The following is a 24,329-nucleotide window of genomic DNA, read 5'->3' on the forward strand; positions in this document are numbered from 1 at the left end:
ATAGTCTACCAAAGCATATAGAAAGGATTCTTTACTATTGTAGCTATGAACATAGGAAAGACAGGACAAATCATATAGAACGCCTAATAACAGGGAGTTCTTAAGTACACGCTAATTCCTTTAGGGGTCGGGGGCGCGGGAAGGCGTTGATTGATTGTTGTTATACATTCTCAAAACTTTCAGACCACGATGTGTATATAGATTAGATTAATGATAGCGACTTTATGCTTTTGATTGTCATATTGAAACTGTTGATATGATTTTTATCATAAAACAGCTATTAGTAGGTATTTCACCGCTGAAATCCTTAATTTTAGCATCTTTAAAACCAGAACATGATTCAAGAAATAGGACTTCAGAATTCAATTTTTAACCAGTTTTTACGTGAAGTGCGCGATGAAAAAATTCAAACAGACCGGGCGCGTTTCAGAAGAAATTTGGAACGTCTTGGTGAAATATTCGCCTACGAGATTAGTAAAAAATTGGAGTATGAAGTTGTAGATGTTACCACTTCTCTGGGTAGTGCAAGTATGCGGGTGCCAAAGCAGTATCCTGTGCTGGCAACAATTATGCGCGCCGGACTTCCTTTTCACCAGGGTATGCTAAATTATTTCGATCATGCTGATTCGGCTTTTGTATCAGCATATAGAATGCATTCAAAAGATGAAGGCGATTTTAAAGTAGAAGTAGATTATATGAGCTGTCCTGATTTGGATAAGCGTGAGCTTATACTTGTTGATCCCATGCTGGCAACGGGTTCATCAATGGTGAAAGTACATAGGGCATTACTTAAAAACGGTGCGCCTTCTCACAATCATATTGTAACCCTGCTCGCTACCAAAGAAGGAATAAGCCTGGTTAGAAAAAATGCTCCTCCCAACACCACCATCTGGGTAGGGGCAATTGACGATGAGCTTACTGCTCAAGCGTATATTGTGCCCGGCTTGGGAGATGCAGGAGACCTTTGCTATGGCGCAAAATAAATGAGAGGTGAGCACGATCATTGCTAAAATATTGAGCGTGTTCTTTCTCAGTACTGTAAAGTTTATGTGGGCTCCCGGTACTGCTTTGGTTTCGGGGTTCTCCTTTTTTGAAACCATTCTTATTACCACTGTTGGTGGAATGACGGGGATAACATTTTTCTATTTTTTCGGGATGTGGGCAATAGAAAAAATTGAAGGGATAAAATCACGATCTAAATTTTCTCGTTTTCAAAATTCTCCCAAAAAAGTTTTTACCAAAAAGAATCGCCGTATTATTAAAATCAAGGTTTCGTTTGGGTTAATAGGGTTAATCATCATTACCCCGGCGTTGCTCAGTATTCCAATAGGATGCGTAGTAGCAGCAAAATTTTACCGACATAATAAACTCACCTATCCCTTGTTGCTTCTATCTACTTTTATCTGGTCGCTGTTTCTTACAACGATTGTTTTTTATATAAAATCAAATTGGTAAATTAATGCGCCGTTACAAACACTTATTTTTTGATTTAGATAGAACCCTTTGGGATTTTGATACAAATTCGAAATTTGCCTTAAGTGAAATATATGACACGTTTAATCTAAAGGGAGAAGGAGTAGCCGATTTAAATGAGTTTATTTCGCGGTATCAGCTTATCAATGAGCGGTTATGGGGATGGTATCGCATGGGTAATATCAAAAAAAATGATTTGAGGAGACGACGGTTTAGCGAAGCACTTGCTCATTTTGGTTGTGAGAATGAAGATTTGGGAGTTAAACTCGATGAAAACTACATCAAAATAAGTCCATACCAAAAAACGTTGATGCCTAAAGCGATTGAAACGCTTGAGTATCTTTCCGAAAAATACGCACTACACATTATCACCAATGGATTTGAAGAGGTGCAAAATATTAAGATGCAGGAATCTGGTTTGCAGCCGTTTTTTAAACACATAATAACCAGCGAGCGGGCTATGGCGCGAAAACCCGATCCGATAGTTTTTAATCTGGCCTGCAAACTAGCCAAGACTATTCCGGCAGACTCGCTAATGATAGGCGACGATTTGGCGGCGGATATATTGGGTGCAAAAAAAGTATGGATGGATCAGGTGTATTTCAATCCATTAGAAATTTCACACGATCACGACGATATTACTTTTGAGATTAAATCGCTTGAAGAGTTGAAGGTTATTCTGTAAAACTTAGCTTTTTGGTAAAACAGCCAAAACAGTTTTAGATCCAACAACTTTGTCGTCGATATTCACTTTTATTTCGCTGCCAAGCGGAAGGAAAACATCTACACGCGATCCGAATTTGATAAAACCAAACTCGGTACTCTGGCTAACTTCAGTACCCGGTTTTGAATAGCAAATAATACGACGGGCTACCGCTCCGGCTATTTGCCTGAAAAGTACAGACACACCCTTACTGTTTTCAACCACAACTGTAGTACGTTCATTATCGGTGCTTGACTTTGGGTGCCAAGCCACCAGGTATTTTCCCTTGTGATACTTAAAGTACTTGACGATTCCGCTGATGGGGTACCAGTTTATGTGCACATTTAATGGCGACATAAATATGGATACCTGAATACGTTTGTCTTTGAGATATTCAGTTTCAGTCGTTTCTTCAATTACTACAACCTTTCCGTCGGCAGGGCATATTACCAGATTTTCATCTGATGTAATAACACGCTTCGGAACGCGGAAAAATTGCACAACCAAAAAGAAAAAAATCAGTGTAACGGGAATGGAAAATGCGAGAAATATATTCGGCGCAAGCCAATAAACCAATAGATTGATACCCACGATAAGTAAGAAAGTAGTGAGCATAATAAGGGTTCCTTCGCGGTGCAATTTCATGTTTCTGTAGAGTTAAGTTAATGGACAAAAATCATAAGGTACGTAAATACGATTGGGCTAGCCAGCAATACGCCGTCAAATCTATCTAATATTCCGCCATGTCCGGGCAATAAATTGCTGGAATCTTTCACCTTGAGACTGCGCTTTAACATAGACTCAACCAAATCGCCAAAAGAAGCCGAGATGGTGATTAGAATGGCGAGAATAAGCCAATTTTGAACTGTAAATTGTTGGTAATATATGGATATTATCCATCCGCCACCTATTGCGGCAAGCATTCCACCTATCAATCCTTCCCAAGTTTTATTGGGCGATATACGCGGAAAAAGTTTGTGTCGGCCAAACAGTCTGCCAAAAGCGTATGCACCGGTATCATTCAGCCAAAGCATAACGAAAAACCCAAGAACAATTTCAGGTTGATATTCGTGAATGATTTCTTCAAAGCTAAACACGTTTAGCAATGCAAGCGGTGCCATTACATAAATAATTCCGATGATGGTATGGGCAATATTATTGAAAGGGTCTGGCCGCTGGCGGTACAGCTCATAGATGAAAATTGCAATAAAGAATGGTATGCTCAATCCCACGTATTGTATGGGCACTACATTTAGCTTCACTAATTCTATGGCTATATAAAGAACAGTACCGGTAATTACCCCCAGCGTGCTTTGCGGATGGGTACCACCAATTTTGGCAAGACTATAATATTCAAGCATACCCAATACACCCACCACGTAAAATAGCGAAGCGAGTGTATAAGGATTGTAAACAATAGAACTTATTACTACTATAAGGAACACTAGCCCTGTTGATATTCTTAAAAAGAGTTCTCTCACAACTGGGCTTCGCTAATTATTTTATTTGCATGAATAACATCGGTGTTTAAGACCAATAAATTTATGTCGCCGATGGTTACGTAAATAGAATCTTGTTGGTTTAAAACAATTGATTCTATGTCATATGAACTGAGTAAATGCTTCAACAGCTGAATTTTATGCATTTGCCTAGAGCTGTAAACCAAGACCCAATCCTTTTCCATCTATTCTTAGTCCTTTCCGTCCTTGGTATTTACCTCGGCAATGTTTTCCTGATCGTCTTCGGTTTCTAGATTTTCAGAGATTCCTTCACCTAATGAAGTTGGTTTTTCACTAGCCGGACGAAGCTTTTTTTCGTCATCTTCATGGCTGGTCGGTATTAAATGCTCCTCAGTTTCGTAAGGTCGCTTGCCAAATATCTTCTGCAAGTCTTCTTTAAAAATCACTTCTTTTTCTAGCAGCTGAGTGGCAAGTAGGGTAAGTTTTTCTTCATTCTCGCGCAAAATTTGCTTAGCACGTTCATATTGAGCTTCGATAATTTTTTTAACCTCCGCGTCAATTTTTTCAGATGTTTTCTCGCTATACGGTTTGGTGAAATTGTAATCAGACGATCCTGAAGAGTCGTAGAAACTAATGTTTCCAATTTCTTCATTCAGTCCATACACTGTTACCATCGCATAAGCTTGCTTGGTTACTTTCTCTAAATCGCTTAAAGCGCCGGTAGAAATTTCATCAAAAACCACTTTCTCTGCGGCTCGTCCACCCAGGGCTGCACACATTTCATCAAGTATTTGATTAATGGTATTTAGTTGGCGTTCTTCAGGGAGATACCACGCTGCGCCGAGCGACTGCCCACGGGGAACAATGGTGACTTTTACCAATGGAGAAGCGTGCTCAAGCAACCACGATACAGTAGCGTGACCAGCTTCGTGATAGGCAATAACTTTTTTCTCTTTCTTGGTAATAATCTTATTCTTCTTCTCAAGGCCTCCGATAATACGGTCTACGGCATCGAGAAAATCTTCCTTGGTTACCATTTTTTTCTTGCGTCGCGCTGCAATAAGTGCTGCTTCATTACAAATATTGGCAATATCTGCACCGCTAAATCCAGGTGTTTGCTTGGCAAGAAAATCAACATCAATAGATTTGTCTACTTTAATAGGAGCTAGGTGGACTTTAAAAATCTCTTTTCGCTCATTTAAGTCAGGCATATCAACGTAAATCTGTCTGTCGAAACGACCTGCACGCATAAGTGCTCTGTCTAATATGTCGGCGCGGTTGGTGGCCGCGAGAATGATTACTCCACTGTTTGTTCCAAAACCATCCATCTCTGTAAGTAGCTGATTTAGTGTATTCTCTCGTTCATCGTTGGCGCCCATGCTCGCGTTTTTACCACGTGCTCTACCTATGGCATCAATCTCGTCGATAAATATGATTGCCGGTGCCTTTTCTTTGGCTTGCTTAAACAAGTCGCGTACGCGCGAAGCGCCAACTCCAACAAACATTTCTACAAAGTCTGAACCCGAAAGTGAGAAGAACGGTACTTGTGCTTCTCCTGCAACGGCTTTCGCCAACAGGGTTTTCCCTGTTCCGGGAGGTCCTACTAAAAGTGCTCCTTTTGGAATTTTAGCACCCAGAGTGGTATATCTTTTCGGGTTTTTAAGGAAATCTACAATTTCCTGCACTTCTTCTTTGGCACCTTCCAGACCGGCTACATCATTAAATGTTGTAGAGGTTTGTTTGGTTTTATCAAATAACTGCGCTCTTGATTTACCGATATTGAAAATCTGTCCGCCGGCACCACCGCCACCGCCTATTCGGCGCATAACAAACATCCATACAGCAATCATAATTCCGATAAAGAGCACCCAGGTAAAGAGTTCCTTACCCCAATCGCTGCGTGTTTTATAATCATATGCCAGGTTGTACTCGCTGCTCCAGCTATCTAGTTTTTCCTGAAAGCTGTCTGCCGGCCCAATATCAAATTTATAATGCGGACCCGAATTTTGTGCTCCTGAAATAAGCGGAGATTTAATGCGCTTGCTGTGCTTTTCCTTCTTTAGTGCTTCTTTCTTTAAAAACACTTCGGCCATCTGCTTATTGTAAACCACTACGCGTTCTACTTCACCTTGTTCAACCATTTGCTCAAACTCGGTCAAATTGATGTCTGTCATGTTGCCATTCCAGTTAAAAAGGTTGAGCGATATAAGCACAACTCCAATAATGGCGTAAATCCAGTAGAAGTTAAAAGGCTTTTTTGAATTCTTATCGCCGTTGCCACCACTACCACCCGTCGGAGGCGTAATTTTCTTCTTCAGGTTTTTGTACTGCTTATTGTCTTTATTATTATCTTTCTTTTCTGTCATTTCCCTAATTTATCAATCAGCTTAAAACTGATATTCAATTTGTTTAACATCGGCATCCGCCCAAAGTTTTTCGAGGTTGTAAAACTCCCGTGCTTCTTCGTTAAAGATGTGGACTACGATATTAAAGTAGTCTAGCAGAATCCATTCTGCATTTTCTTTTCCTTCCTTATGAAACGGCGATTCGCCAGTTTCGCTATAAATTATTTTTTCTACAGAACGCGCAATAGCATCTACCTGAACATGTGAAGTTCCATGGCAGATGATAAAGAAATCACTAACAGAATTGTGGATTTTTCGCAGGTCAATAGATAATATTTCGTGCCCTTTCACCTCTTGAATTCCGCGCACAGCGGCCTCGGCGAGGTCTTGGGATGAAGTAATGTTTTTGTTTACCATTAATTTGATTTACTCAAGTCAGCAAAATTAAGCAATTTAGCCCATCGTTTAGGTATAGATCAGATGCAAATCACCTTTTTATGATAGGAAATAAAATTACTCAGTTTAATTCTCTTGATAGCACAAGCAACTATGTTGCCAAACAGCTAATTAGCGGTGATTACGAAGAGGGAGATGTAATTCTGGCACATTTTCAGACGGAAGGGCGCGGACAGCGCGGCAGCTTTTGGCAGAGTGTTTCCGGTCAAAACCTCACTTTTAGCTTTGCTTTAAGGTCAGATTTTCTGAATATCCACGAGCATTTTATTTTTTCTAAAGCTGTTTCGGTGGCAATTTACGACCTGCTTTGCAAGCGACTTAAAACAGATGTTTCTATAAAATGGCCCAACGACATACTGGTTTCTGACCAAAAAATTTGCGGTATTCTACTCGAAACCAAAATAATTGATTCACAAAAGTACACCATTTTTGGACTTGGATTAAACGTGAATCAAGGCGAATTTCCCATAGGCTTAAAAGCCACGAGTATCGCGCTGCAATTGAGAGAATCAATTTCTGTGAATGAAATTCTGACCGATTTAATTCGCGAACTAAACGCTTGTCTAAAGCCGATTACTGACGGCTATTATGATGATATTGAGTGGCGCTATATGAATGCACTATACGGTGCACATGAATGGATAAATTTCACAGAAGAAAACCGCAGCTTTTATGGAAAAATACGCGAAGTAGATAATGCCGGCGTAATGCTCGTTAAATCAAAACAAGGGAATGCCTTAAATTACCGAACAAAAGAAGTCACGATTAATTACTAACTTTTTCGGTCAGCCTGTCAGCTATGAAATCAAAAAGATTGGTAAGCGGCTTTTGCACCATCATTTTTAAAAATGGATTTACCTTGGCTTCCATTATTTGATAAACCGTGGTTTCGTCATCATTTCCAGACAAATAAATATTTAATGTAAATGGAAATGGTGATTTTTCGCCACTTTCAAGAAGGATGTGGTCAAACTCGGTACTATCTTTCAAATTTAAATCTATTGTTGCCGTACCCTGTACTTTAAAACTACAGTAGGTTTCAGTGCTTTCCCATTCAGAAATGCGGTCTTCTGGAAGAAGATTATTGAAATTATTTAGATCAGTAATATATTTGAATACTTTTTCGCGACCCGCAGGTACATTTACTTTTTTACTTTCTATTTTCATTGCTTACTGTCCCCAGGTTTCAGGCGAAACGCGCCAATTTTCTAATGATTCTACTTCTTTTTGGTCAATATATTCGGCTTTTACGGCTTGCTTTATCAGGTTGCTGTAATCTGTTAGAGTTACCAGCTGTACGTCTGCTTTTTCGAAAGCTTCTTTAGCGCGTTCAAAACCATAAGTAAATATGGCAGCCATGCCTTTTATCGATGCGTTTGATGCGCGAAGCGCATCTACCGCGAGCAAACTGCTCTTTCCGGTTGATACTAAATCTTCAATAACGACAACAGACTGGCCTGACTCTAAATGACCTTCAATCATGTTTTGCATGCCGTGGCCTTTAGTAGACGAACGTACATATACAAAAGGAACTCCAAGCTCCTGAGCGATAAGGGCACCTTGAGCGATTCCGCCTGTAGCCACGCCCGCTATTACATCTGGTTTTCCAAAATTTTCTAAAATGGCATCCACATAATTTTGACGTATAAATGTCCGAATCTTTGGATATGAGAGGGTTACACGGTTGTCGCAATATATAGGCGACTTCCATCCGCTTGCCCAGGTAAATGGATTTTCGGGCTGAAGTTTAACAGCCTTGACTTGTAGGAGAAATTCTGCTACTTTTAGAGCCGAATCACGTTTAGATTGCATGGCTGCAAATGTATAAAGTTTTCTTCAACGACAAGTTCGTTTTACTTACAGATAAATATGAATATGATGTCCTCGGTAAGGGGGTCTTACTTTTGCGTTATGAAGATTTTGAAGAGCTACACTTTGTGATTGCCTTGCTCAATGAATCAAAATTCGTTAGTGCAGTAGTTATTTTAAGCACTGATGTAGAAGAGCTTTGGGCCGATTTTAGAAGTCATTTTGTGGAAATTGATGCTGCAGGTGGTTTAGTAACCAATAGCAGGAATGAATTACTTCTTATTCACCGGAACGGTTTATGGGATTTGCCTAAGGGCAAGCTCGAAGAAAGCGAACACGCCAGTGATGGAGCTTTGAGAGAGGTAGAAGAGGAATGTGGTATTACAGACTTGCAGCTGGTTGACAAAATTACCACCACATACCACGTTTACTCAATGAAGGGTTTTACTTATTTAAAACGCACTTTTTGGTACTCCATGATTAGCAATCAAGAAGAATTTGTTCCGCAAGGCGATGAGGGGATTGATAAAGTGGAGTGGGTGAAAATAGAAGAATTCAATTGGGATAATCTGGAAACGTATGCTTCTATAAAAGAGGTTGTTAATCAGTTTTTGGTGCTTGGTGCTTAATTTTTGGCTCAATTGGTACTTGAGACTGCATTTAGTCTTTCCCAACTCAAATTTCCGGTATAGCGGTGCGAGACCATTCCTTCTTCGTTCATAGCCAGTAAATTAATCCAGCCATTGTCGCACAATTCTTTCACCATTTGGTGTTTTTCAATGATACGATTCATCTCTGCCATGGGCGCTTCAACTATTACATTTAGCCTTAAGGGTTCATGCTGATAACGCTCTCCATCGTGAATGGATTGAATGGGCAGCCCTACGCGCAAATCGCCCGAGTAGCCTTCTAATACGCCGATGCCGGCTGTAACATTGTGGAGGGTTTTATTTCCCGAACCAAAGGTTTTGTTATCTACTGTAGAGCCGTAATATTGCAGATTTATCCATGCGGTAACAACCATTGGGGCAGTCATAATGAGTTCCAGAACTGAGAATTGGGTATCTCTTTTCCAGTTGTAGGAATGTAAGAACGTGCTACTGCCTAAATCAATGTGTTTAGATCTTGAGCGCGGTGCGACTACAAATGCAGAGCAGCCTGCCAGACCCCATTCCGGCCGCACTTGCGACCAGTCTTTACTTCGCGCAATAATAGACTTGCTCACATCATTTCCAGTTGGTGAAAGCTTAAGCGATCGCTCTAATCTGGTCGCGTTACCTGCCAACCTGAGAGATTTTTTAATTTCGGCCAAAGCTTCTTTTTGATTGATGGGTACATCATTTTCATTGTATATGCCTACTTCATCAGTTGTGGTATCGTGCAGGCACGCTAAAAATGTAGTGTCTTTCGGAATAAAAATATTCGCTTTCTTAAGCCCTTCTCTTACTTCATTATTATTTAAAACTGCTGCGGCTACTTTGGCATTAGCCTCACCGGTATGTCCTCCACATGCGCCACAATCGTATCCCGAAGCATGCGGATTATTTACCATTGTTGACCCGTGGCCGGTTATGAGAACAAAGGGGGCAAAATTTTCTGCTAAGGACATGGCAATCAGCGCGTTTTTCGCCATTTCTATTTGCTGATCTATTGGAATTCCGAAAGATTTCCCATCAACGATCTCTGATTTTAGGCTTATGCTTTTTTTACTAGAGGTATTATTGGTCATACCGGTTTTATTTGGATTGGGTACCGGCCTGGTTATGCCAAATGAATCTGTAAATAGTTTTGGAAGATAGGTGAGACCTAATGGACTAACAAAACTGAAACAGGTTATAGCACCAGATTTAAATGTTTTCCAAACTTGTTGAATTTGCCGGCTTAAAATCCTGTTGTTAAATACGCCTTTCTGTTCTTTTTCATCGGGCATTTGTTCCAGAATATTCGGTCCTGTTTTAAGCAGAACCGGGCATTGTGCTTCGCCAACCTTATGCCCAATAGGTAGATAATTGATAGAAAAAGCAAAAAAACCGGCAAACCCGAGGGTTTCGATTTTAGCATTAACCGCTTCGAGGTTTCTGCGGTAAACTTCTGAACGCACATCAATACAGAAAACAGCTTGAGCTTTGGGACGGACAGATTTGTCGTTGATATAATTTTGACTTTTAAATTTACTTATCAATTTACGCTGCGCCGCAATGTCAAAAGCTTCCTGAAGAATCAAGTTTTCAGAGAGTTGCTCTTGAATTTCTACTTGGATGTTGACCTGACCGTATAAAGCTTTATTTTCATTCCATTTTTGTGAAAGCGATGTGTGCATCAAACTATCGAGTATGCAAGCTTCCCAGCAGAGAAGAATGGCCAAAAACTCTATGAGCTTCCCATCTTTGCCACCATATAGTTCGCTATCCCAATCTAATCGCGCTGCATAGGCTGACCATCCGCCAACACCCAAAAGAATTTTATGCAAATAAAGCGGAATCCCTTCCTCGGGAATACCTATTTTATCAAGAGCTACTTGCGCTGCATACAATGGGTGATCAGGGAGTTGTTTAATGTGTTTTCTAAAATTTTTAAGACCACTAATCTCGGGAGTACGATCTATTTCTGCTTCCGCTTTCCAGGCCATAAACAACCCTTTGTTTTTATTGGCTGCCGACCAAATAGCCTGGCCATTATCAAAATAAGACGCAGCCCAAACAGAAATTCTGGCAATAACCAGTCGGCTCCAATCTTTGTGAGTTACCTGCGCGGCTGATTCTGCAATAATCGGAATGGTTTTGATTTTTATGGGTTTTTCAGGTCGCTTATTAATTTTCTGAATAAAATCCTTTACCTCTATCTTGCTGTTTCTTCTTCTTAAAGCTGCGGCTATATCATCATTTGTTATTTTTCCTGCCTTTATCTTTTCCAAATAAAAACCACCCGGAAGGGTCATTTGTATGGCTCCTGCATACGCCAATTCCTGCGCCACTTCGGTAAATTTTTTGTCCGTAAGACCCAGATATGGATTTACCGCTACAAAATTTTCTAAAGGCCATACAGGAGCAATTTTTTTACAAGCCGTTCTTAATGTGCTTAGCAGCTTGGCTTGCTCGTCGCTTAAATTTTCAAAATAGCCGGCGTTTCGTAATGAATTTTCTACCATGATGCTTTTCTTTCTGATGATAATTTTAGGAATTGGGTTTACCTTAATTAGAGTCTGTCAATACACTCAAGTGGCTGGATCATAAAGTCCAAGTGCAACGCTGATATTGGACTTTATGGACAGACACTAATTAGACAGGTTGCTCTTTAAATGCTACTTGTTTTATTGATTTCTTATGTCTCAAATCAGAAGGGTCTATAAGTTCTTCGCCAGGCTTGCCGTGTGAATAGAGGGCTCTCACCATTCTGTCAAATAAGGCATTGGCATACAGTCCATTCCTTAAATGAATAGCCAAGTTGATGTAGGCTGGCTTGGCGCGAAAAAGGGGTGCTAAGATTTGGATGAAAACGGTTATTCCAAAAATGATGAGGATGGCACTTATCAACCCTGTTTCCAAGATGCTGGGATTTGTGAGGACTGGAATTTGAGCTGACAGTAAGTGATGCGCTCCAGCTTCTAAAGTAAAGAATGCAGCAGCAACAACCACAGCAAGTAGCGAGGCTCTTAAAATGAGTTTTAAACTAACTGTCGAATCGAGCGCTGCAGTAAACAGGCGTGATAGGCCCATTACTATTATTGCACCAATGGCAAAAAGTGCGAGCTCTGTGTTCGGATCAATTCCCCAAATTAGCGCAAAGCTAGTGTACACTGAAAAGGAGAGTATAATTCCAAGTCCTATTCTCAATGGGCTTCCTATTCGTTTTGCAGAAACAATTTTGGCAGATTGAATCAAATCGATTACACTTCCTGATGATAAAAAAGAGTGAGCTTTGTAGAATGAGTGTGCGACCAGATGAAGCATAGCAGCCGGAAACACACCTAAGCCGCATACCATCAAACTAAACCCCATGTGGCCAACGCTGGAATATCCCAAAGCCGTTTTCACTGATGTTTGGGTGAGATAAACTACGGATGCAAATAGAGCGGTAAAGCCACCTATAATTAATAGAGCAATTGAAGCATAAGTAGTTGCATCCATTATATAAGCCATTCGTATTATTAGGAATGGGCCGGCATTTAGAACGCCTGCGTGAAGCAGCGCAGATACTGGCGTCGGGGTTTCCATTACTTCAATAAGCCAGCCATGAGTTGGAAATTGTGCTGATTTTAAAATGGCAGCTGCTGCGAATAGCAATGCTACAATTTCCATTCCTTCCATCGATATATTTGCGGCCACATTAGATTTAATCATTGTAAAGATATCTCCAAAATTTCCTGTGCCAAACATTTGGTAAAGGATACTAATGGCTGATAAAACGCAGACATCTGCTACTCTAGCAATAATAAATTTTTTGCGCGCTGCTATTATGGCACCTGGCCTTTCGTGATAAAAAATAAGCAAACGGTGCAAAGTGATGCTTGTTGAGATCCACGCTAAAAACAAGAGACCCAAATTTCCCGAGAGTACCAGCAATTGCACTGCGGCAATGGTGGCAGCGAGCCTACCTATAAAAGCTCCCTGGCGCTTATCACCATCTAAATAATTAAGGCTGAAACGAATGATGATAAAGCTAAGCAGGGCAATCATAGAAAACATAATTACACTAATTGAATCAAGCCGTAAGCTTAACCCAATATTAGCAATCCCAAAAAAAGCCGTTTCCAGAAAGGAATATTTTACAACAAAAACGCTGCAAACTATGGCGATGGTGATACTAATAGTGGCTGAGATAACTCCCAGTTTTTTTACCAGATTAGGCCTGATTCCAGGCTGGAACCATGAAATCAAAGCTGTTAAAATAAATGCTAATGGAGAAAGTAAGGCAATTGATGCTAGTAGGTGTTCAGTCATAGCAAATAAGTTGGCTATTAGAAAGATGTTTAGATAAGTTCAATATATATTTTTGATGATAGGCGCACCGTTTTACTCTGTTCTTTGGCTATCAAAATTTCTTTCTCAATGGCGCTCATGCGGTTTTTCAAGATTTTAATTCGGTCTAGAGAATCTTGATCCGATTTACCGAATTGAATTTGCGCACTAAATGATTTTAGCTCGTGAAAGCTTATTTTTTTGGTAAAAAGGTGGCGTATAATTTCCTGTGCATCTTCCGCAGCAAAGTCGCCTTTTATAAAGTCAAACTCTTCCTTTTTCGTTGTGAGACTTTGTGCCATATTTGAAGTGGTCATACTTTTTTAATCGCAGTACAAAGTATGAGATTCTAATCCATATATTATTATTTATATTTGTGATGTAAAGCATAAATAAATTTTATGAATTATATGATTTATCAGCTACGTATATTCTTAAAGGTGGTAGAGAAAGCGAAAGGTTTGCCTAGCATCACGCAGTGGCGATTGATTTGGCAATAATGAAAAAAGCTTTGGCCGGTTAGCCAGGCGTACTTGAATTTTGTTAAGATTGAAAAAGAGAATATTCGAGAGGCACTTTTTGAATGGTGTTTAAAATATTGAAGGACAATTCAATGCTTATCTCGGCAGTTCATATATGTCTGGCGGTAACTGTAGCTGGATCAATCTAGTAAGCTCCTTATCGCAATTGAGGTGGGAGTCGATTTTCCTCCGAGAATAAAAGGTTTACGTTCTATTGTCCGACCTTGATTCTGTTCCTATTATCTGTCTCTGTCTGTACTTTAAACAGTCGTGATTCTAAACCTTCACTGGGCTTTTCAATTCCGTTTTCACGAATTGTGCCGTTGCCATCCACCCATATAAAATGTGGGAATCCATAAATATTAAAATGGTCTAAAAACTGCATTTGATTCTGTGGGTAATAAACTTTCCACGGGCGGGTTGCCGGTTTTGACCCATCGCTGATTCGCACTTCAGCAAAGTGAGCAATGCCTTCATACTTTTCAAAAAGCGATTTCAAAACCAAAGCTTCTTTTTCGGAGGCAGTACTACCCTCAGTGGTCACCATCAAAATAGTCGGCAAGGTGTCTTGTTCAGCAATATACCCCGGTTTCCAGTTTTTAGAAATGGTCGCCAAGTTGCTGTCGATAAGCGTGTTTTCCATCTTTGCTTTTAATCGATTGGCAATGGCACCCACTTCTGTTGATGCCGGTGTTTCGCCAATAAGATTTACAATGGCTATGAGTTTATCAAGAGGATATGCAGGATTGGAATAACTTTCTGAAATTGATTTTAAGATTACCAGCTGGCGAATGGTATCGTTTTGCAAAAAATCATCTTGCTTAAATAAAATCGACAAGCTATCGGGCGGTAGGCCTGTTTTGAGCCTATTGGCAATTGTAGCACCGCCAAATTTCAGATCGTAAGTCTGGAAATAATCAGCGTAAAAGAGATTAAAAAAATCAAACCAGGCAATGTTTTGCAGCTCGATGGGCTTATCGTTCAAATATTCTTCAAAAAGATCGCTTTTTTTGAATCCGCTCGAAAGTTTCATTTCTGCGAAGGTGTATATTTGATAGGTATGAATAAAGGCGTTTGCAGAATCCGTTTTTTGCTCTTCGGCATATGCGGCAACTTTTCTTTTAAGTTGTGATGTTCCTATAAACCGGGAATTATCAAGGTAAAAATCATAATACTTTGTATCAAAATCGGCCAGCATTTTATTTACGTCTACAGCGTCAAGCGCCAGAAAAGCGTATTCAAAACTTCCGTTTTGCCAGGTATCCACAAGAATATTTTCGGGCTTTGGAATGATAGAAATGGGATAAACAGTAGCGGGCGAAATCCATATAGGCGATTTAAAGCGTTTGACAGCCAGCCAGTAGAGCGCAGTTTCGCTGGTGTCAACAGTGAGTTTAAAACTTCCGTCAGATACAATCGTGTCAGAATCAACCTGCCTGAAAGTTTTTGTAATGGGATCGTTTTCAATTAGAAGCCTTATTTCTTTTCCGGACCATTCTTTGGCAATTCCCGAGATTTCAGCTTTTTGGGCCTTCGCCGATAGGCAAAACAAGACGAATAATATGGATAGTCCTCTATAAATCGTCATTCAGCTGAATAGAATTTGGAATGAATTTGCTTACATCGCCATCGTTTCTCAAAATATCGCGCACAATAGACGAGCTGTAAGCCGAATATTCGGGGCTGGTCACCAAAAAAACTGTGTCAATTTCTGCGGCCAACTCGCGATTCATTTGGGCAATAGAGCTTTCAAATTGAAAATCTTCGGCATTGCGCAGGCCGCGGATAATGTAATTTGCGTTTACGCTGCGGCAATAATTTACAGTAAGGCCTTCGTAGCTGCCCACCTCAAAATTTTCTGCAAACGAAAATGTTTGGCGTATCCACTCTTTACGCTCTTCCAGGCTAAACATATATTTCTTATCGGCATTTACACCAATAGCCACAATTACCTTGTCGAAAAGGGGAAGAGCCCGTCTTATGAGATTTTCATGACCCTTTGTAATGGGGTCAAACGATCCGGGAAATACTGCAATTCTTGCCATCGTCTAATAGTTTAATGCTTTTCTAATTTTCATGCATTTCTCTAAAATTGGTTCCAATCTATCGAGCTGTAGCATGGTAAAAGGATCGCTTTGCGCTTTATGCGGCTCCGGGTGTACTTCCAGAAAGAGTCCGTCAACGCCGGTTGCAGCAGCAGATAGAGCAATTGCTTCAATCAATTCTGGATCGCCGCCGGTAATTCCAGAAGTTTGATTTGGCTTTTGAACGCTGTGGGTACAGTCCATTACGGTGGGTACGCCAAGCTTTTTCATACGGTAAATACTTGTGGCATCAACAATTAAGTCAGTGTATCCAAAAGTCGTTCCCCGTTCGCAAACCCAAACTTTATCGTTTCCGGTTGAGCGCACTTTTTCTACTGCAAATTTCATCGCTTCAGGACTTAAAAACTGTCCTTTCTTGATATTTACAGTGCACCCCGATTCACCGGCTGCAAGCAATAACTTGGTTTGACGGCAAAGAAAAGCGGGAATTTGCAAATGCGTAACATAATCAGAAATCTCTTTCGGCTCATAGCTTTCGTGCACATCTGTAATATTATCGATCCCAAGTTTATCACTCACTTCTTTCAATATCTCCAATGCTGTTTGCTTCTCGATTCCGGTAAAGCTATCGAGTTTGCTGCGGTTAGCTTTTTCGTAACTACCTTTAAAGATATACTCAATGCCGAGATTGTCGCAGATTCGCTTTACTTCGTTGGCAATTGTAAATGCGGTATCGCGTTCTTCGATGGCGCAAGGGCCGGCGATTAAAAAAAACTTTCTCATTCTTCTTTTGCTTTTTGTCCAAGGTAGCCGCTGTGATGCCGCTTGGCATATTCTGCTTTTGTAAAACCTATTTTTTCCATGAGCAACACCACGAGTACATCGCCGGCTACAGTCATTACAGTTGTAGATGTGGTAGGAGTAAGCCCAAGCGGGCAAATTTCCGGGGGGCCACCGGTAAATAATGTGAGGTCGGCTTTTTCTGCCAGCTCTGAATCTTTATTTCCGGTAAGGACGATAAACTTTATACCCGGATGAAGTCTTTTGGCAAGAAACTCAAGCTCAATAACTTCGCGTGTTCTGCCGCTATTGCTAATGGCGAAAATCACATCGTTTTTTTGAATAACTCCCAAGTCGCCGTGTTGGGCTTCCGCCGGATGAATAAAAACTGCCGTGGTGCCGGTAGAGCTAAGTGTAGTAGCAATGTTTACACCTATTTGGCCTGCTTTTCCCATTCCGCTTACCACTACTTTGCCACCTTTTACATGCACTTGTTCGTATATCAAATCTACGACGTCGCGTATTTGCCCGTCGATGGGGATATTCTGAATTGCTTCAATTTCTTTTGCAATCAGTTCTTTGATTCTCTCTTTTGTCAAAATCTTAATTTTGGACTACAAAATTAGCCTTTCCCGACGATTTGCCTTAATTCCGGAAAAAACTAAAGTTCACACTGCTATATTGTCTATGCGATTGAAAACGCAGATTTGACTCAAAATTGTGTTCAGAGCCGTGTTCCAGTATCAATAAGCCGTCTTGTTTTACCCATCCCGAATCAAAAATCATATCGGGCAATTCGGGAAAACGCGGATCTGCATAAGGTGGATCGGCAAAAACAATGTCGAAACTACGGTCGGCCTTTTTGAGTAATTTAAAAACATCGGCTTTTACGGTTTTTAGATTGTCAATTTCCCATTCTTTCTTTATACCGTCCAGAAATTTTTTAGAAAGATATTCCACATCAATAGCTGTGGCCGAGTTTGCTCCGCGGCTAATAAACTCGAGTGAAATGGCTCCTGTTCCCGAAAAGAGATCGAGCACATCGGCTCCGTGAATGTCTAATTCGTTTTGCAAAACATTAAAAAGTGCTTCCCGAGCCATGTCGGTTGTAGGTCGTGCTTTTATATTGGCCGGTGGCGACAATCGTCTGCCTTTATACTTGCCGCTTATAATGCGCATACAGAGGCGTATATTCCTGCCCAATGAGCGGCTGCAAAACGCGAATCGGGGAGATTTGTTATGGATGTCTTATCGCTAAATGCGTGGCTTTTAAACGTTGTGTTCAACTTAGGTAAATACGGTTTTAGAAGGGCTATCACCTTTTCGTTTTTCGCGGAAGCGCCTAGAAAATTCACTTTAATATCGGTGTTTAATCCAAGCGTTTTTAAGGTGTAAAGCAGAAAATAACGCGCATCTTCTGCATGGCTGGCGTGAATGGAATTAGCGAAAAGTAAGGTTGATTTGCTGAAAATTACTAAATCGAAAACATCGCCAGACTGATGAAAGAAAACTTCATGGTCTTCATTTTGGTTTTGTCTGCAAAATTCTAAAAGGGCGCCAACACCATGTTTTACGCGCAAACTTGGAAATATTCTTTCTACCGTCGTTTCAGATTTTTCGTCGCGTTTATATATCAGCACAGAGTCGAGACCGATTATTCTATTCCATTCGGCTTCATTGGCAGCAGCCGACGTATTGAAGCTGAGATACTTTCCGGCATCCTCATCATTAAATACTTGCTGGGGTACAAGGGTATAATCGCCCATAAAGGATAATGCAAAAATAGGCTTGAGTGCTTTTATTTCGCTGCTCTGAAGCGGCACCGTAGAGTTGAAAGTGCCATAAGCGACCGGAATTCTTGCATCTAAATCGCCGTAGAAATAGGCTGTAAAAAAATTGGGCTCAAAAATGAGCCCAATAGATTGAATATCAGCTTTAGAGTGGCTATTAAAATGTGTGAGCCCTTCTATCATCTTACTCTTTCCAGTTACCACTTGTATTTGCTTTTTCAAGTGATCCTACCATAAGTTGATTAGCAAAAGGTTTGGGGTCTTTTACTAAAAAAACCGATTGGGTAACACCACCCGATTCAACAGTCCCTGTTTCGAGCACAAATTTGTGTTTTCCAAACGGCACATACGGAAGGGAATCGAGATATAATTTGTATTTTCTATTACTTGAATCTGATTGGTCAAAAACGTAGGTATCAACCGGTACAAGTATTGTGTCGCGGACAATCATTCCAGAGGCTATAACCTGTTCTTCTGTCAGCGAATCGGGCATCTGATGAATTAAACCAAGCTCACGTGCCATTTCTTCTGTGGGAACAGTGTCGGGAAGTGCACCGAATCTTTTAATTAGTGAAACTTGTCCATTTTTGAGGAAATCGATAAGGGTATCAAAACTTGGAGTATACGCTCCGTATTCTTTTTGATAAGCTACCTCTGCTTTTCGAATATCCTTTAGTCTTTGAATGATATGCGACTCTATTTTTTGCTTCTTTGTGTCATAAGCTAGCCTGTCTTTAATTACATCGTAATCTTTAAACGCCAGAAATAAAGCACCTACTGCAATTACTACGGCAACGATTACCTGCACCTGTCTGTTTATTATTCCTTTTACAAACAAGAAGCCCAGCACTCCTACAATTAAAATGCCCGCGCCGCCTAGTTTATACCAGATAGTTTGACCTTGGGAAAAGAGTAATAACGAAAGTCCAATCAATATTAACAGAATTGGAAAAAGATATCTGCCTACTATGCGTCCTATTTCTTGCATGTGCTCTAATTTTAAACGAGTGGCAACAAATCTACAATTTTTTTTATTTCATCATTACTTTGATGCAACGAATTAAGCAAAGGTTGAATTTGGGAAGGAACAATTACCTGTTTTCAGCATTAAAGTCACGTTATTTGTTGGAATTATGAGCAATCCCAGCGATTCAAAAAGTAGTGCGCCGGAGCTTGAGGGCTTATTGCTCGATAATTTCGGCTTTATTCCTACCGAATCTCAGCATCGGCTGATCAAAGCTATGGCTCGTTTTCTGATTAGCGACAAGCCCAATTGCCTGCTAATGGTAAAGGGATATGCCGGTACCGGAAAAACGAGTATGGTCAATACGCTTGTACGCACCTTGCCGGCCGTTCGTATGGGGTCGGTTTTGCTGGCTCCCACGGGAAGGGCAGCCAAGGTTCTTAGTGGATATACGGATGCCCGCGCTTATACCATTCACAAAAAAATTTACTTTCAGCAACGCACTCCAAATGGGGGAATGGCTTTTTCTCCTGCCCGAAATTTGCATAAAAACACGGTTTTTGTAGTCGATGAAGCATCAATGATCGGTTGGGAAAATTATGGAGCACCGGGAGGTGGAAATCTCCTTTTAGATTTATTCGAATACGTTTATAACGGTCAGAATTGCAGGCTTATGCTTATAGGAGACGGCGCACAGTTGCCACCCGTAGGGAGTCCAATAAGTCCGGCGTTGGATTTAAAATTTTTGAAAAGTGAGTTTTCGTTAACTGCCGCCCTCTGCGAACTCACAGAAGTAATGCGCCAAAAAGATGATTCGGGAATATTAGACATTGCAACAGATATTCGTTCGTGTTTGGAGGGGGGCAGTATGGATAAGCTTCCGCTAAAATTGCCTGCTAAACCCGATGTTATTCAAATTACAGGAATGGAACTTCAGGATTATCTGGAAGAAGTGTTTGGAAAGTTCGGCACAGAGGGAAGTGTCATTGTGAGCAGATCAAATAAGCGATGCAACCAGTTTAATCAGGAAATAAGAGCCCGTGTTTTCTTCCGGGAAGAACTTGTTTCGGCCGGCGATTATATTATGTCGGTAAAAAATAACTACCACTGGCTGGGCGACGATAGTAAAGCGGGATTTATAGCAAATGGCGATGTAATGGAGGTATTGCGCATTGGCAAAGAAGTAAATCGTTACGGGTTTAATTTTATTCACGTAAGTAGCCGTCTAATTGATTATCCCGACGAGCCACCAGTTGAAATGGTTCTCTGGACAGATTCACTTTACGTAGATGGCCCCTCAATGAGCAGTAAAGACTGGGAAACATTATACCGTGGCGTCTTAGAAGATTACAACCATTTGCCGACAAAGGCAGAGCGTAAAAAAGCTGTAAAGCAAGATGAATATTACAATGCAGTGCAAATAAAATTCGCCTATGCAGTAACCTGCCATAAAGCCCAGGGTGGTCAATGGCCTGCGGTAATTGTAGATCAAGGCTACGTAACTGAAGATATGATTAACGAAGAGTATTTTAGATGGCTCTATACCGCAGTAACACGTGCCAGCGAAAGATTGTATTTACTGAATTTTAGCGACAAGATATTTCAGTGATCTGATTTTAGATTGATGATTTCAGATTGCCGTTGCAGAGATCGTGTTTGGAGCCTATGGATTTCGCAGCAGCGCAAATGGCGAAGAGCCTATTTATCTATTTAAGCGTTCGCTTAAAGAAATACCGGATAATGAAAATTCCAGTTCCGTCGTCTTTGCCTGAATCACTTTCCACACCACTTACCACAAATGTTAATTCCCATCCTGCTGAAACGAGTTTGTTGATTTTATCGGCAATCAGGGCATCATTTGATGCAATATTCTGAAAATTGATACCCGTTGCGCTGTAGAAATTAAGTAGTTTCGTTTCATCAAAATGGTCAATTTTGGCATCCTTCCTGTTTACGGTTCCCTGGTCACTTTTTTTGCCGTCCGTCCTGGTAGTGGTCAAATCTTCAATAGAAATTTCCTGCTGGGATTCGATTATACGGGATCGACCTATTCCCATAGGAACGATAGACTCAACCGATGTTACAACTTTATATTCAACCTGCTGCGAAAATGCCAGGCTTACAAAAAGTAATGCGCTGATTGTTAGAGAATTCTTAAGCATAATTTGTGTTATAAATGGCTAATTTAAATAAAAAAAGCATCCATGTTGAAGATTTCAGATTGAAGATTTCAGATTGATGATTTTAGATTGATGATTTCAAATTCCTGTTGCAGAGATCGGGTTTGGAGCCTTTGGATTTCGCAGCAGCGCAGATTATAAATAACGTCATTTTAAATATCTGATAGCGAGAGTTATGCAATTTATCATTTTGTGAGAAATATGAAACCGAAATGCATCACGCTACCTATAGAAATGAATCGTTTTTCCGCGATAAAGTGAATGCTATCCAAAAATCAAGCATTCGCAAACAAAAAAGCCTCTCGATAAATCGACGAGGCTTTGCATCCCTCGATCCCCAATCTGAAATCTGAAATCAACAACTTAGCAAAGCGTTCATGACCGAAGGGAATAATCCGAAATCCTAAAACTTCACTGAAAGACCAAGGGCAAAAACTTCTTTAAACTGTGTGCGCGGGCCTCGTTTTTCGATAATAGTTGGTTCACCATCAACAATCACTTCACGTGAATCTGTTACAATCATAATGTCGTCGTCATATATGAGCTGTGTAGCGATAGATGCTGAAAGCCAGCTGTTTATTTTCATCGAAATAAGTGTTTCCCAGTTCACATCCACATTTTGTGGATTGTTGGCGTAATTCGAAAATAGGTCAATTCTGGTAAGCAGATTCACATTCTCAAAAATGTCTTTTTGATAAGTCAATTTTACAAATGCTCCCAGTTCAAATCTCACATTATCTCCTGGATCAATTCCAAAATCAGGCGCTAGTCTATCATCGTTTACAATCGTAATTTTAGTTGTAAGTGGCGAAAGAAGTGCTGAAAAATTATCGTTTGGCTTATAATCCATACCGAGCGAAAAAATCATGTATGCCGGTGCAAAGAAATCCGAGATTTTCGGGCCTATTTCCTCACCATCTTCAATCTCGTAACCCGGAGCAAACTGCGATCGGAAATTAAACAGGGCAGAATAATACCAGTTTGGATTTTTGAGTTGGTAGCCATATTTTGATGTCAAATCAATTTTATCGTCTGTTTTAATCGGGTCTTTTTTGTCAAGCGCCTGCAATCCATAGGCCAGATCTATTGAGTTGTCCCAGCTATTGCGGCCCTTTGTGTATTTCGCAAATCCGTTAAAAAATGCCGTTCCGGAAATTGAGTTTTGACCACCGGCAGCCCAGTTACTGAAGTAGGCCTGGCTGAAATTTAATCCGGCCGAACCTCCAAATTTCCAAATTGTATCGGTCGCTGCAGCTCTTTCTTGCAATGCTTTTATTTTGGCTTTGTCGGCGTCGTTAAGTCCATCTACATTGACCTGGCTGAAGGATAAAAAAGGAAGAATTCCCAGAAGGAATAAGAAGGAAAGTTTTTTCATTTTAGCGTGGATTTTAAGAATAGAATTTATTCGCCATTCTGTTCAGAATATTTGAAAAGATGTTTTAGCGCAATAGCTTTTATTTAATTGGGTTAAATTGCTTAATATAAAGGAATTACACGTTTTTCGTTATTCAAAACGGCGTCAAAGAAACGAATAATTTTGAATATGAAGGCTGATGTGTAATACGATAAGACCGGTTGTGCTCCCACAACTTTGTTTTTTTAAGCCCTAAGGATTTGCTTCCGCCGTTCGATTTCTTTTAGAATCAAGTTTAGCTCGCGGGTAGTCTGTCCTGCTACTGAAGTGTTTTCTTCGGCACGTCGAATTAAATAGGGCATTACCTCTTTTACAGGGCCATAGGGTACATATTTTGCCACCAGAAACCCGGCATTGCTGAGGTTAAAGCTAATGTGATCGCTCATTCCAAATAGCTGGGCAAAATAAATGCGTCTGTCTTTTCGGCCTAGACCACGCCGGTCAATTTCGTCAGCCAGAAATAGCGAGCTTTCTTCGTTGTGTGTTCCTGCACAAAAAGCAACTCTATCAAGGTGGTCAAGACAAAATGAAATGGCAGCATTGTAGTCGCGATCGGTTGCTGCTTTATCTGGTTGGATGGGCGAAACATAGCCCATCTGCTCTGCGCGCAACCGCTCTTTTTCCATATAGGCGCCGCGCACGAGCTTTACAGCATAAATATAATCGTTCTCTTCGGCTTGCGAATAAGCTTCTATTAAATGCGCAATGCGGTCATGGCGATACATTTGCAATGTGTTGTAAACTATAGCTTCTACTTTGTTATATCGCGCCATCATTTCCACTACCAAATCGTCAATGGCTTTTTGCATCCAGGTCTCTTCGGCATCGATAAATATTGGAGTACCCGTAGCTGCTCCCTTGGCGCATATTCTATCTACACGGTTTTGAAGGCGTGCATATTCTGCCAGCTCTTCTTCGCTTAACGGTTGAGCCGAGCTTATTTTTTCGAGCAATTCGTTCCGGCACATTCCGGTTACCTTAAATACAGAAAAAGGCACATTCGGATTGCCGTGTGCAGTTTCTACTGTTTGTAAAATTTCGGTGCAGGTCGCCTCAAATGTTTCACGGTCGTTTTTGCCCTCTACGCTGTAATCCAGAATAGTACCAACGTTATACTTATCTAAAATTTGTGTAGTTTTTGCGCATTCTGCAATGGTTTCGCCGCCGCAAAATTGTTTGAAAATGGTTTTCTTAATCATCCCCTTTATCGGAAGATTTACTTTGAGCGCAAAAATGGTAAGGTACTTTCCGCAAATCATTATAAACGGACTGGCAATTAGCTTAAAAAGCCAATAAGCCCGCTTTAATTCTGCATCGCTTTTGCTTGAAAAAGCAATTTTGGTATTCTCTAAAGATAGAAACCCGGATTCCTGACCGGGAATGGTGGTATTATTTTGATCTGTTTTAATCATTTCGTTTCTCAAAAAGCTG

26 protein-coding genes are annotated in these 24,329 nt (G+C 40.6%); 6 read left to right on the top strand and 20 right to left on the bottom strand.

The window, feature by feature from the left end; all coding sequences use genetic code 11:
- Nucleotides 1-335: 335 nt before the first annotated feature.
- The 3 genes from upp to G3O08_RS02655 are packed head-to-tail and all read left to right on the top strand — an operon-like array spanning nucleotide 336 to nucleotide 2,158.
- On the top strand, nucleotides 336-983 hold the full coding sequence (upp, locus tag G3O08_RS02645; protein WP_163283128.1) for a uracil phosphoribosyltransferase: 648 nt from the start codon (nucleotides 336-338) through the stop codon (nucleotides 981-983).
- Nucleotides 984-990: 7 nt separating this feature from the next.
- Nucleotides 991-1,455 (top strand): hypothetical protein, encoded by a 465-nt coding sequence (locus G3O08_RS02650; RefSeq protein ID WP_163283129.1) that lies wholly within the window; start codon nucleotides 991-993, stop codon nucleotides 1,453-1,455.
- A gap of 4 nt (nucleotides 1,456-1,459) precedes the next feature.
- Nucleotides 1,460-2,158 carry a YjjG family noncanonical pyrimidine nucleotidase gene (locus G3O08_RS02655; protein ID WP_163283130.1) on the top strand — a complete coding sequence of 233 codons (699 nt, stop codon included), beginning with the start codon at nucleotides 1,460-1,462 and terminating at the stop codon, nucleotides 2,156-2,158.
- Nucleotides 2,159-2,161: 3 nt separating this feature from the next.
- On the opposite strand, the gene G3O08_RS02660 is transcribed toward G3O08_RS02655, so the two are convergent.
- The 5 genes from G3O08_RS02660 to rsfS are packed head-to-tail and all read right to left on the bottom strand — an operon-like array spanning nucleotide 2,162 to nucleotide 6,398.
- Nucleotides 2,162-2,821: a phosphatidylserine decarboxylase family protein gene (locus G3O08_RS02660; RefSeq protein ID WP_163283131.1), complete on the bottom strand. Its 660-nt coding sequence runs from the start codon at nucleotides 2,819-2,821 to the stop codon at nucleotides 2,162-2,164.
- 17 nt (nucleotides 2,822-2,838) lie between these two features.
- Nucleotides 2,839-3,657 (bottom strand): phosphatidate cytidylyltransferase, encoded by an 819-nt coding sequence (locus G3O08_RS02665; RefSeq protein WP_204336760.1) that lies wholly within the window; start codon nucleotides 3,655-3,657, stop codon nucleotides 2,839-2,841.
- Complete coding sequence (locus G3O08_RS02670; RefSeq protein WP_262888927.1) at nucleotides 3,654-3,860, bottom strand: DUF2007 domain-containing protein; 207 nt, start codon at nucleotides 3,858-3,860, stop codon at nucleotides 3,654-3,656. Before G3O08_RS02670 ends, G3O08_RS02665 begins: the two co-directional genes overlap by 4 nt.
- Nucleotides 3,861-3,866: 6 nt before the next feature.
- Nucleotides 3,867-6,002 (bottom strand): ATP-dependent zinc metalloprotease FtsH, encoded by a 2,136-nt coding sequence (gene ftsH, locus G3O08_RS02675; protein WP_163283134.1) that lies wholly within the window; start codon nucleotides 6,000-6,002, stop codon nucleotides 3,867-3,869.
- Nucleotides 6,003-6,023: 21 nt separating this feature from the next.
- Nucleotides 6,024-6,398, bottom strand: coding sequence for a ribosome silencing factor (rsfS, locus tag G3O08_RS02680; RefSeq protein ID WP_163283135.1), 375 nt, complete (start codon nucleotides 6,396-6,398; stop codon nucleotides 6,024-6,026).
- A gap of 80 nt (nucleotides 6,399-6,478) precedes the next feature.
- Between rsfS and G3O08_RS02685 the strand changes: the two genes are divergently transcribed.
- Nucleotides 6,479-7,213: a biotin--[acetyl-CoA-carboxylase] ligase gene (locus tag G3O08_RS02685; RefSeq protein WP_163283136.1), complete on the top strand. Its 735-nt coding sequence runs from the start codon at nucleotides 6,479-6,481 to the stop codon at nucleotides 7,211-7,213.
- Here the strand turns inward: G3O08_RS02685 and G3O08_RS02690 are convergent.
- Together G3O08_RS02690 and pyrE are read right to left on the bottom strand one after the other, a co-directional pair.
- Complete coding sequence (locus G3O08_RS02690; protein WP_163283137.1) at nucleotides 7,203-7,604, bottom strand: SRPBCC family protein; 402 nt, start codon at nucleotides 7,602-7,604, stop codon at nucleotides 7,203-7,205. The genes G3O08_RS02685 and G3O08_RS02690 overlap by 11 nt on opposite strands.
- A 3-nt stretch (nucleotides 7,605-7,607) precedes the next feature.
- The gene (gene pyrE / locus G3O08_RS02695; protein ID WP_163283138.1) at nucleotides 7,608-8,249 is read right to left on the bottom strand and encodes an orotate phosphoribosyltransferase; all 642 of its coding nucleotides are present in this window, start codon (nucleotides 8,247-8,249) and stop codon (nucleotides 7,608-7,610) included.
- Between the two features lie 8 nt (nucleotides 8,250-8,257).
- On the opposite strand from pyrE, the gene G3O08_RS02700 reads away from it, so the two are divergent.
- Entirely contained in the window at nucleotides 8,258-8,875 is a 618-nt protein-coding gene (locus G3O08_RS02700; RefSeq protein ID WP_163283139.1) for an NUDIX hydrolase, read from the top strand.
- Between the two features lie 8 nt (nucleotides 8,876-8,883).
- Here G3O08_RS02700 and G3O08_RS02705 read toward each other — a convergent pair whose 3' ends face one another.
- From G3O08_RS02705 to G3O08_RS02750, 10 genes are all read right to left on the bottom strand, one after another.
- On the bottom strand, nucleotides 8,884-11,394 hold the full coding sequence (locus G3O08_RS02705) for a YbcC family protein (protein WP_163283140.1): 2,511 nt from the start codon (nucleotides 11,392-11,394) through the stop codon (nucleotides 8,884-8,886).
- A gap of 130 nt (nucleotides 11,395-11,524) precedes the next feature.
- On the bottom strand, nucleotides 11,525-13,186 hold the full coding sequence (locus G3O08_RS02710) for a proton-conducting transporter transmembrane domain-containing protein (RefSeq protein ID WP_163283141.1): 1,662 nt from the start codon (nucleotides 13,184-13,186) through the stop codon (nucleotides 11,525-11,527).
- Nucleotides 13,187-13,215: 29 nt separating this feature from the next.
- Complete coding sequence (locus G3O08_RS02715) at nucleotides 13,216-13,506, bottom strand: hypothetical protein (protein WP_163283142.1); 291 nt, start codon at nucleotides 13,504-13,506, stop codon at nucleotides 13,216-13,218.
- Between the two features lie 430 nt (nucleotides 13,507-13,936).
- On the bottom strand, nucleotides 13,937-15,313 hold the full coding sequence (locus G3O08_RS02720; protein ID WP_163283143.1) for a TlpA family protein disulfide reductase: 1,377 nt from the start codon (nucleotides 15,311-15,313) through the stop codon (nucleotides 13,937-13,939).
- A complete protein-coding gene (gene coaD / locus G3O08_RS02725) occupies nucleotides 15,300-15,770 on the bottom strand; it encodes a pantetheine-phosphate adenylyltransferase (RefSeq protein ID WP_163283144.1) in 471 nt (156 codons plus the stop codon). The genes G3O08_RS02720 and coaD overlap by 14 nt, the downstream gene beginning before the upstream one ends.
- 3 nt (nucleotides 15,771-15,773) lie before the next feature.
- Entirely contained in the window at nucleotides 15,774-16,553 is a 780-nt protein-coding gene (kdsA, locus tag G3O08_RS02730) for a 3-deoxy-8-phosphooctulonate synthase (RefSeq protein ID WP_163283145.1), read from the bottom strand.
- Nucleotides 16,550-17,149, bottom strand: a complete 600-nt coding sequence (locus G3O08_RS02735) for a KpsF/GutQ family sugar-phosphate isomerase (RefSeq protein WP_163283146.1) — start codon at nucleotides 17,147-17,149, stop codon at nucleotides 16,550-16,552. The genes kdsA and G3O08_RS02735 overlap by 4 nt, the downstream gene beginning before the upstream one ends.
- Before the next feature lie 46 nt (nucleotides 17,150-17,195).
- Complete coding sequence (gene rsmD / locus G3O08_RS02740) at nucleotides 17,196-17,729, bottom strand: 16S rRNA (guanine(966)-N(2))-methyltransferase RsmD (RefSeq protein WP_163283147.1); 534 nt, start codon at nucleotides 17,727-17,729, stop codon at nucleotides 17,196-17,198.
- On the bottom strand, nucleotides 17,717-18,562 hold the full coding sequence (locus tag G3O08_RS02745; RefSeq protein ID WP_163283148.1) for a DUF3822 family protein: 846 nt from the start codon (nucleotides 18,560-18,562) through the stop codon (nucleotides 17,717-17,719). Before G3O08_RS02745 ends, rsmD begins: the two co-directional genes overlap by 13 nt.
- Nucleotides 18,525-19,328 carry a hypothetical protein gene (locus tag G3O08_RS02750; RefSeq protein ID WP_163283149.1) on the bottom strand — a complete coding sequence of 268 codons (804 nt, stop codon included), beginning with the start codon at nucleotides 19,326-19,328 and terminating at the stop codon, nucleotides 18,525-18,527. The genes G3O08_RS02745 and G3O08_RS02750 overlap by 38 nt, the downstream gene beginning before the upstream one ends.
- Nucleotides 19,329-19,473: 145 nt before the next feature.
- Between G3O08_RS02750 and G3O08_RS02755 the strand changes: the two genes are divergently transcribed.
- A complete protein-coding gene (locus tag G3O08_RS02755) occupies nucleotides 19,474-20,913 on the top strand; it encodes an ATP-dependent DNA helicase (RefSeq protein ID WP_163283150.1) in 1,440 nt (479 codons plus the stop codon).
- Between the two features lie 97 nt (nucleotides 20,914-21,010).
- Here G3O08_RS02755 and G3O08_RS02760 read toward each other — a convergent pair whose 3' ends face one another.
- The 3 genes from G3O08_RS02760 to G3O08_RS02770 all read right to left on the bottom strand — a co-directional run bounded on the left by G3O08_RS02760 (nucleotide 21,011) and on the right by G3O08_RS02770 (nucleotide 24,310).
- Nucleotides 21,011-21,466, bottom strand: coding sequence for a hypothetical protein (locus G3O08_RS02760; protein WP_163283151.1), 456 nt, complete (start codon nucleotides 21,464-21,466; stop codon nucleotides 21,011-21,013).
- Between the two features lie 421 nt (nucleotides 21,467-21,887).
- Nucleotides 21,888-22,859: a DUF3078 domain-containing protein gene (locus G3O08_RS02765; protein ID WP_163283152.1), complete on the bottom strand. Its 972-nt coding sequence runs from the start codon at nucleotides 22,857-22,859 to the stop codon at nucleotides 21,888-21,890.
- A 224-nt stretch (nucleotides 22,860-23,083) separates the two neighbouring features.
- A complete protein-coding gene (locus G3O08_RS02770) occupies nucleotides 23,084-24,310 on the bottom strand; it encodes a proline dehydrogenase family protein (protein WP_163283153.1) in 1,227 nt (408 codons plus the stop codon).
- Nucleotides 24,311-24,329 lie beyond the last annotated feature (19 nt).

This window comes from Cryomorpha ignava, assembly GCF_010686655.1.
Lineage (GTDB): Bacteria > Bacteroidota > Bacteroidia > Flavobacteriales_D > Cryomorphaceae > Cryomorpha > Cryomorpha ignava.